This window comes from Nostoc linckia z4 (assembly GCF_002608075.1).
In the GTDB taxonomy this organism is placed as follows: domain Bacteria; phylum Cyanobacteriota; class Cyanobacteriia; order Cyanobacteriales; family Nostocaceae; genus Nostoc; species Nostoc linckia.
The window spans coordinates 44,148-52,845 of the sequence record NZ_LAHA01000055.1 but is presented as its reverse complement, the minus strand read 5'-3'; the positions used below and the strand labels follow the sequence as shown (position 1 = coordinate 52,845).

Sequence of the window (8,698 nt, the reverse complement as noted above, 5' to 3'; positions counted from 1 at the left end):
GACCCCAGTGTAAATGAACGTAAGAAGCATGAACATTTGCAGGCAAAGCCCATCCTTCGTATCCCATGTTTTCTTCGGAATCATAGCGATAAGTTGCAAACAAAGGTTGAGAGGGAGTTGAGGTTAAGTGAGAACGATGAAACTCATGTCCGCAAACAGTTTGCCCGGCCTTTATTAAAAGATTATCTTGCAAAGCCACAGCACGACGATATCCTAAAGTTAAACGTCCATCCATTAAAGCAGATGTTGGTAAAACTCCTGCCATTGACCAAGATTTACTTTCAAAATCAATAATCTCCTGACACAAATACATTAATCCACCGCATTCGGCAATTGTGGGCATTCCTTTAAGAATTGCTGTTTTCACCGCGTGACGGCCGCTGATGTTTTCTGCTAGTTGCTGGGCAAAAACTTCTGGAAAACCACCTCCAAAATACATTCCTTGTACATTTTTTGGTAGTTCGGGGTCTACTAAAGGACTCCAGTAAACTAGTTCTGCTCCTAGTTGTTGTAGTAAATCAAGATTGTCTTGGTAGTAGAAATTAAAAGCCCGATCGCGGGCAATGGCAATTCTAATTGGGGATGAGGGCGATGGGGGGGATGGGGGAGATGAGGGGGATGGGGAGGATTTTAACAAGGGTAATAAGCGTTGCCAATCAAAGCAAGTATCTCCTAAATCCGCAAGGCGATTGATGACAGCATCGAGTTCGGCAAGTTCGGCTGTAGGTACTAAACCCAAATGGCGATGGGGAATTGTGATGTTATCTTGACGCCGTAGCACGCCGAGAATCGGTAATTGTAAGGGTTCTAGGGAATCTTTAAGCAGAGAGAGATGGCGATCGCTTCCTACGCGATTTAAAACTACACCAGCGATTTTAATTCGGCGATCGAAAGATTGGTAACCGTGGGCGATGGCTGCCACAGAACCAGACAAACGGCTACAATCAATCACCAATACCACTGGTAAATCTAACAACCGGGCGATGTGTGCCGTACTAGCAAAGTCAGTTTGGTATGGGGCATTGGGCATGGGGCATGGGGCATGGGGCATTCGGCATTGGACATTCTCCCCCACCTCCCCATCTCCCCATACTTCTCTGCGAGAGGCTGCGCCAACGGCTCCGCTCAGTACAAGTCTCTCCATCTCCCCACCTCCTATGCCCCATGCCCTCTGCCCAATTCCATCAAATAAGCCCATCACCCCTTCCACTAGGGCATATTCACTTTCTTGACTATGACGGGAAAAACATTGCTGGACGTAAGCTTCAGAAGTTAGTACTGGGTCTAGATTTCGACAAGGACGACCAGTTACATGTTGATGAAACATGGGGTCAATATAGTCTGGGCCGACCTTAAAAGATTGTACGGAGCGATGGCGACGACATAAAGATGCTAAAAGGGTGAGCGTCACTGTTGTCTTGCCCACCCCACTGCGTTCTCCAGCAATAATTACAGACATGGATAATAAATAGTCAGCTATGTTAAATAAATCGGAAGTCGGAAGTCGTTCTTTTGAAGTACAGTTTTGTCATGGGGATTTAGACATTACCACAAAACTGACCGTTTATATAACCCGCTGACAAAAAAGCGCAAAATTTGGTTAAAAGGCAACAGAGGGTAAAGGAAAAATCTATCCCTTTACCCTTTAACCTTTCCCCTTTCCCCTTTAACCTTTCCCCTTTCCCCTTTCCCCGACTTCTGCAAAAAGTCTAGTCAACAGCCATACCTATTTTGAAAGCGATCGCCCCTGATTATTTTGGCTTTTGATTACTCTACCAGTACTAGTAAAAGAAATTCCCTGCTGAAAATCAGTACCAATCATCACTGCTTCTACTATGGGTTCAGATATTCGTGTTTGCGCTACCCACTCAACAATAAAGTTTGCTCCTAAACCTCCACTAGTGTCATTTCTATTAATAAAAAAATCTGTGGAAGCGAGGGCATCAAGTTGAATCGGGCGCTCTAAATATTGTTTGACTAATTTTCCCTCTGAGTTGTAGTAACGCACAGCAGTAATCACCATCGGATTATCTAAATCTGTATTCCGAATACTCAGGGTAACTGCTAACTCGAAAACCTCCTGTCGATTGTGATGATAAATATGAGAATAGACAGGAATATAGATAGTTTGACCCATTGCAATCTGAAAATTTTTATCCAGAGTCACTATCTTTTGGGTTGTGCTTGTTTGAGTAGTATTCGATTGTGATTCTGGTGAAATCTCCGGTGATTGACAAGACACGAGAAAAATTATAATAATTGCCAGATAAACATGGGGATACAGCTTCATCAAAACTATTAACACCAATTCAGTAGAAAGCAGCAAACTTTTCTCGAAGACCAAAATTGAAAATTGATTAACTTTAGCGAAAAGCTCTAGAAGTAACGGATCTTTGTAAATTAGCTAGAGCGCGATTGTAATCCAAAATAGCTGTAATTCGATTGCCCTCTGCTCTTGTGAGGTCGTTTTCCGCAGCAATAACCTCTGTTTGAGTCCCTACGCCATTTTGGAATCTCAATCTGGCTAAATCCAAAGCTTGGTTAGCTTGATTTAAAGCCACACTAGAAGTTTGTACATTATTTAAATTAGATTGTAATTGAAAATAGTACTGTTCTACATCAAAGCGAATTTGGTCGCGTTGGCTAGCAAATTGACTCTCTGCGATGGCAATATTAGTTTTTGATTGAGCCGCACGTGCTTTGGCTGCTCCGCCATCAAATAAATTAAGATTTGCTTGCAGTCCCACAGAATAGCTATCATTAGAACTTAGTCCATCATTATAGCGATCGCGCACACTGTAACTACCAGCTAAACTAATTTGCGGCCCTAATTGTGAAAGTGCTTGTCGTCGCTGTTGCTCGTAAATGTTACGTTGAGCTAATTGCTGTTGCAACTCCGGACGATTTTGAAAAGCTTGGATAATCGTTTCTTCTAGTGTTGGTTGCCAAAGCCCTGCCAATTGTACGGGATCTGCGGCTGTGATATTAACTGATTGGGCTAAACTTAACACCGTTACAAGTTGCCGACGAGCAATTTGCTGTTGCGAAATAGCATTAGTCAGTTCTTGTTGAGCATTTGCTAAATTTACCTGAGCTTGCAGGACATCAAACCCCGTACCCACCCCAGCGTTTTCCCTAGCTTGAGTATCCCGCAAACTCGCCTCGGCATTATTCACAGCAGACTGATTGATTCGTACTTGTTCATCTGCCTGTTGCAAATTATAGTATGCAGTCGTCACATTTAGCTGAATTTGCAAAGCGGTGCTTTCAACATTTAATTCATCTAGCCGTAACTGTTCCTCAGCTGCTCGGATAGTAGCTTGTCGGCTACCAGAAGTATACAAATCATAATTCAGTTGTGCTGAACCATTAAAAGAAGTACTCGCTTGAGATGAATTGCTTCTAAAACCATTACCACTGTTAGTCACATTGCCGTTGATTCCAAGAGTAGGAAATAAAACAGCTTGAGATTCTCGCACTGCTAACCGACTGCGTTCTAATTGTAAGGTAGCTACTTGTAAATCTCGATTATTGCGTTGAGCTAATTCCAAAGCTTGTGCCAAACTAATTGACACAGTTTGTTGCACCCTCACTTCCTCCGGCTTGGTAGGAAATTGCAGAGGATTGGGATTGGGATTGAGGTAATCAGGAACCTGTAAAGAACTTGAGGAATTTTGTGTTTTTGGGGGAGTTGTTGCACCAGCGAAAGTAGGAAACAAAATAGCGAAGCCCAAAACAACCAAGGTAGAATTTACACACCAAAAAATCAAATTCATATGGGGAGATRGGGGAGAAAAATTGCTACCTTGTCCCCCTTGTCCCCCTTGTCCCCCTTGTCTCCATGCCCCATGCCCCATGCCCCATGCCCCATGCCCCATGCCCAATGCCCCATTCCCTAACCTACAATCAAACCATCTTGAACTCGAATAACTCTTTTAGTTTGAGCTGCGATATCTGGTTCATGAGTGACAATTACAATTGTGATGCCTTGCTGATTTAGTTCTGTCAATAAATTCATCACTTCATAGGAAGTTTCAGTATCCAAAGCTCCTGTTGGTTCATCTGCCAAAACTAATGCGGGTCGGTTGACTAAAGCGCGAGCAATAGCTACCCGTTGTTGTTGTCCGCCAGAAAGTTGACTAGGACGGTTTGAAATGCGTTCTCCTAGTCCTACCTTTTCTAAGGCTTCCAATGCCCTTTCGCGGCGTTTTTGTTTGGGTAAGTTAGCATAAACCATTGGCAACATCACATTTTCTAATGCTGTAGCCCGTGCTAATAAATTGAATTGTTGAAAAACAAAACCTATCCTTTGATTGCGGATATAAGCTAATTCATCATCATCAAAAGTTGTCAAGTTTCTACCTTCAAAAATATAGTGTCCTGTTGTGGGTCTATCCAGACACCCCAAAATATTCATGAGTGTGGATTTACCAGAACCTGATGCACCCATAATCGAGACATATTCTCCTTCTTCAATAGAAAGTTGAATACCTTTGAGTATGGGAACGCTGATTTCTCCCAAATGGTATGTCTTAGTAATGGATTCCATCCAAATCATCGTTGGCATATTAATTTTTCATTAATAAATAGTTAGTTGTTGATTGCTAATTTTTCACAAATAAACTTGTACTTACAAAAAATAAATTGGAATCCCAGTTTATTTAGCAATGCTTTGTAATTACTGTTTGACAATCCAAAATCTAAAATCTAAAATCCAAAATACTATTAGTCACTACGTAAAGCGATAATTGGATCTAATTTTGAAGCGTTGCGTGCGGGAATAACTCCAGCGATTAAGCCAACGGTTATCGATAGCCCAAATCCAGCAATAATTGATAATACAGAAATTACAAATGGAAATTTAAAAATATTTGCTGCTGCATAAGCAATTATGATACCACCAACCATACCAATGCATCCGCCTGCAATGGAAATAACGATCGCTTCTGCTAAAAATTGATTGAGGATTGCTGATCTGGTGGCACCTACGGCTTTGCGAATGCCGATTTCTCGCGTGCGTTCCACCACAGAAACTAACATGATGTTGGCAATACCAATGCCGCCAACTACTAAAGAAATGCCAGCGATCGCCACTACCATCACTGTAAATAAACCCACAACATTGGTGAAGGTACTAACAATATCAGCTTGGTTAGTCAGTCGAAAATCATCAGCTTGGGGCGGATAAATATTATGCCGCAGACGTAATAAATTGGTGACTTGAAACTGAGCTGCTTCTAAATCTTCTTGATTGGCTGATTTAACTAAAATTCCGGTTACAGAAACCCCCACTAAAGCGTTATTACCAACTAGTCTTGCCGACATACTAGTTAGAGGAATAAAAATTTGGTCATCTCGATCCATCGGCCCTTGAGAACCTTTTGGTTCCATCACCCCAATGACTTCATAAGCTTCTCCCTGAATGCGAATTCTCTGGCCAATAACGTTGCTACTTTGTCCAAAAAGTGTGCGTTGCACTGTAGGGCCTAGAACGGCAACTTGGACAGCGCCATTAAGTTCTGCTTGAGTAAAATATCTCCCTTGCTGGGGGTGAGTATTTCTCACTTCTGGATAGTTTAAATCTGTACCATAAATTGTTGTTGAGGTGTTCTGTCCTGTATAGACAACTTGGGCACTTCGTTGCAGGTACGCAGAAACAAGTTGAACTGATGGTGCATCTGTGGCGATCGCTTGGGCATCTTCCCAAGTCAAGGTGCTGCTAGAACCTATTCCTTGACGGACATTCCCGCTTCTAGCTGCACCAGCCAAAATTTGCAGCACATCTGTACCCAAAGCTTGAATCTGTTGTTCGACTCCCTTTTGTACGCCTTGACCAACAGAGGTAATCGCAATCACTGAAGAAATGCCAATAATTACGCCCAACATCGTTAATCCTGTGCGTAATTTATTACTCCATAGTGTTTCCACTGCCATCGACAATATTTCTGACAGCGGCACTGTACGAGTATTTTTAGCTTTGTAAAAATCCTTAAATATCTTAAACATAAGGTTCTATTTCAAACTCATTTTAGGGAGAACCGCCGCCCGAACGGCCTCCTCTGCCGCCGCCACCGCCACCGCCACCGCCACCACCACCACCACCACCAAGGCCTGGAAAAACTCCACCTCTTGGTGTAGATTGGGGACGCGCTCCTGGTGGGAAACTCAGCAATACCCTTTCATTTCCTGTCAATCCAGACTTAACTTCAGTAAAGTTATTGGCAGTCACCCCCGTTTCAATGGGAGTGAACACGGGTCTGCCGTTGTTTCCTGGTATATACACACCTGTAGCGTTTTCTTGACGGACTACTGAGGCTGTTGGCACTACTAGGGCATTTTTCACTTCACCGACTTGAAAATCTGCTTCTACATTCATCCCAGACCGTAGTACTCTTTCAGGGTCTGAAAGAGACACCCTGACTTCAAAACTGGTAACGTTTTGTTCCACTACAGATTGGGCGGCAATTTGCCTAACTTTCCCTTCAAAGATTTTTCCTGGGTAGGCATCTGCTTGAATAGTAACTTTCTGACCAACGCTAATTTTAGAAATATTGGTTTCGGCTAAATTGGCGACGACTTCATTGGTGGAAGCCAGAGCCAAAATTGAAGAAGAAGTAGCAGAAGATATCTCACTACTGGCAGTCGTGGGAGTTACGAAAGCCCCAGGGTCAGCATACTTCTTCGTCACCACGCCATCAAAAGGAGCGCGAATGATGGTGTCATTGATTTCGGCTTGGATGTTTTGCAGCGAACCGCGAGCAGATGTTACCTGGGCGCGAGCTGCGTCTATATCTTCTTGGCGGGTTCCGGCTTTGAGGAGTGCCAAAGCTTGTCGTCTTTGGTTGACCACAGCTCGTGCTTGTTCGATATCTTCTGGACGCGACCCAGCTTTTTGCAGAGCTAGTGCCTGCTGTGCTTCATTAACAGCAGCTTGGGCACTATCCTTGTCCGCACGGATTTGATTTAAACTTTGAAGAGAAATAGCCCGTGCATTGTAAAGTTGTTGATTGCGCTGGAAATCATCTTCTGCTCTGGTCAAGTTTGCTTGAGCGCTTTGTAAACGTGCTTGTGCTTGGCCAATATCTTGAGAGCGATTACCTACTACTACCTTTTGCAGATTCGCCTCGGCTTCATCGAGTTGTGCCTGTGCTTGAGCAATATCTTGGGGGCGATTGCCTGCCTGTGCTTTTTGCAGATTCGCTTGGGCTTGTGCCAATTGCCCCTGAGCAGAAGTGAGTTGTCCCCGCAGATTAGAGTCATCCATGTAAGCCAAAATCTGCCCTTGTTTGACGATATCTCCTTCCTTCACCAATAGTGTTTTAAGTACGCCTGAATTTTTCGGGCTGAGGTTAATTGACCGCTCAGGCTTGACCTCTCCGTTTGCCGATACTTTGATTACTAAATTTTGCCTTTGTACAGGTCTTGTTAAGACGCGGCGTCTGGCTTCTTGACGTGGAGCAACGGCTACTTGGTAATAAACTCCGTAACCGATACCACCAAACAAAGCAAAAACGAGTAACCAAGAAAGCCAATTTTTGTTGCCCTTTTTTTTCTTGACCTCTGGAACCACAACTGGTGAATCTACAGAGTCTTGTGTATTAAATTGCATATTTGTTTAAGTCTAGAAGGAACGGCTACCGAGCTGTTCTTCACGGCTAAAACTATAGCCTGGTAGCTCCATACTGACAATTATTTTGAGTTTTTAGTGTTTTAAAGGTTAATTTGCAGTATTAGTCCATCAGGAAGTCTGAAATAACCATCACGCACTCTTACTAATCTTCCAGCAGGAACAATTTCCTGGCTGGGAAGTAGAATATCCCCATTGGGAAGTCTAAAGTAACCTTGATTACGTAGTCTGGCTATGCTTCTAGCAGGAATAATTTGGCCATTAGGATATCTAATGTCGCCATTACCGAGTCTGACCACTCTAACATAAGGTCTGTCGTCGCGATTCCAATTGTCCCAGTTGGAGCGATTTCTCACTTCTCTGGGATTCGGTCTGTCGTCGCGATTCCAATTGTCCCAGTTAGAGCGATTTCTCACTTCTCTGGAATTAGGTCTACCGTCGCCGTTCCAATTGTCCCAGTTAGAGCGATTTCTCACTTCTCTGGAATTAGGTCTACCGTCGCCGTTCCAACCCCGATTTGGAATCGTTCTGACTTCTACAGAATTGGGTCTGCCATCGCGATTCCAATCGCGATCGCTCTCACCAATGACGTAAACTTCAGTTTGAGCATTTGCAGGCGCACTCAACAGAGTAGGAAAAGCGATCGCCGCTGCCGCTAAGACTATAGACGCACAGTTTTGTTTCAACATCATATTGACTCCTTAAATTTAAATCCGCTGTAAAATGTATAGTTTTTACCTCCTCGTATAAATTCATACATAACAATTATCGATCAAAACGTCCAAACTGATGTAGGACTAAAGTCACAAGTAATTCCACCCTGGTGTATGACCAAAGTCATCAGTTTTTGTAATGGGGAGTGTGGGGAGTGTGGGTAGTGTGGGTAGTGTGGGGAGTGTGGGGAGTGTGGGGAGTGTGGGGAGTGTGGGGGGAAAGATTTCTTCCCCATCCTCCCACACCTCCCACACCTCCCACACTTCCTGCTTGCCCCATGCCCAATCCAAGATTTTACTGCCGTCTACAGCGGAGATGGTTTAAGCTAGCTGAAAGATTCTTTGATTAGTGGCTTAG

Annotated in this window: 9 protein-coding genes; 2 read left to right on the top strand and 7 right to left on the bottom strand. The window is 43.6% G+C overall.

The window, feature by feature from the left end:
* The 3 genes from VF06_RS30230 to VF06_RS30220 form a co-directional block, all read right to left on the bottom strand.
* Positions 1-1,459: cobyrinic acid a,c-diamide synthase CobB (locus tag VF06_RS30230; RefSeq protein ID WP_099084290.1), on the bottom strand; the 1,459-nt coding region annotated here is incomplete at its 3' end.
* 267 nt (positions 1,460-1,726) lie between these two features.
* A complete protein-coding gene (locus tag VF06_RS30225) occupies positions 1,727-2,290 on the bottom strand; it encodes a DUF3124 domain-containing protein (RefSeq protein ID WP_099072960.1) in 564 nt (187 codons plus the stop codon).
* A gap of 73 nt (positions 2,291-2,363) precedes the next feature.
* Positions 2,364-3,776 (bottom strand): TolC family protein, encoded by a 1,413-nt coding sequence (locus VF06_RS30220; protein ID WP_099072961.1) that lies wholly within the window; start codon positions 3,774-3,776, stop codon positions 2,364-2,366.
* Between VF06_RS30220 and VF06_RS43025 the strand changes: the two genes are divergently transcribed.
* Positions 3,777-3,899, top strand: a complete 123-nt coding sequence (locus VF06_RS43025) for a hypothetical protein (RefSeq protein ID WP_257208143.1) — start codon at positions 3,777-3,779, stop codon at positions 3,897-3,899.
* On the opposite strand, the gene VF06_RS30215 is transcribed toward VF06_RS43025, so the two are convergent.
* From VF06_RS30215 to VF06_RS30200, 4 genes are all read right to left on the bottom strand, one after another.
* On the bottom strand, positions 3,896-4,567 hold the full coding sequence (locus VF06_RS30215; protein WP_099071084.1) for an ABC transporter ATP-binding protein: 672 nt from the start codon (positions 4,565-4,567) through the stop codon (positions 3,896-3,898). The two genes, VF06_RS43025 and VF06_RS30215, sit on opposite strands and share 4 nt — an antisense overlap.
* Positions 4,568-4,725: 158 nt before the next feature.
* Entirely contained in the window at positions 4,726-6,006 is a 1,281-nt protein-coding gene (locus tag VF06_RS30210; protein ID WP_371411497.1) for an ABC transporter permease, read from the bottom strand.
* A 22-nt stretch (positions 6,007-6,028) separates the two neighbouring features.
* Positions 6,029-7,609 carry an efflux RND transporter periplasmic adaptor subunit gene (locus VF06_RS30205; RefSeq protein WP_099071085.1) on the bottom strand — a complete coding sequence of 527 codons (1,581 nt, stop codon included), beginning with the start codon at positions 7,607-7,609 and terminating at the stop codon, positions 6,029-6,031.
* A gap of 101 nt (positions 7,610-7,710) precedes the next feature.
* Entirely contained in the window at positions 7,711-8,319 is a 609-nt protein-coding gene (locus VF06_RS30200; RefSeq protein ID WP_143861849.1) for a hypothetical protein, read from the bottom strand.
* 176 nt (positions 8,320-8,495) lie between these two features.
* On the opposite strand from VF06_RS30200, the gene VF06_RS30195 reads away from it, so the two are divergent.
* Positions 8,496-8,690: a hypothetical protein gene (locus VF06_RS30195; RefSeq protein WP_180267533.1), complete on the top strand. Its 195-nt coding sequence runs from the start codon at positions 8,496-8,498 to the stop codon at positions 8,688-8,690.
* The last annotated feature ends 8 nt before the right edge of the window (positions 8,691-8,698 follow it).

Coding starts and splice junctions, on each gene's coding strand:
- VF06_RS30210 (WP_371411497.1), bottom strand. CDS start 6,006: ATGTTTAAGATATTTAAGGATTTTTACAAAGCTAAAAATACTCGTACA.
- VF06_RS30200 (WP_143861849.1), bottom strand. CDS start 8,319: ATGATGTTGAAACAAAACTGTGCGTCTATAGTCTTAGCGGCAGCGGCG.
- VF06_RS30215 (WP_099071084.1), bottom strand. CDS start 4,567: ATGCCAACGATGATTTGGATGGAATCCATTACTAAGACATACCATTTG.
- VF06_RS30205 (WP_099071085.1), bottom strand. CDS start 7,609: ATGCAATTTAATACACAAGACTCTGTAGATTCACCAGTTGTGGTTCCA.
- VF06_RS30225 (WP_099072960.1), bottom strand. CDS start 2,290: ATGAAGCTGTATCCCCATGTTTATCTGGCAATTATTATAATTTTTCTC.
- VF06_RS30220 (WP_099072961.1), bottom strand. CDS start 3,776: ATGAATTTGATTTTTTGGTGTGTAAATTCTACCTTGGTTGTTTTGGGC.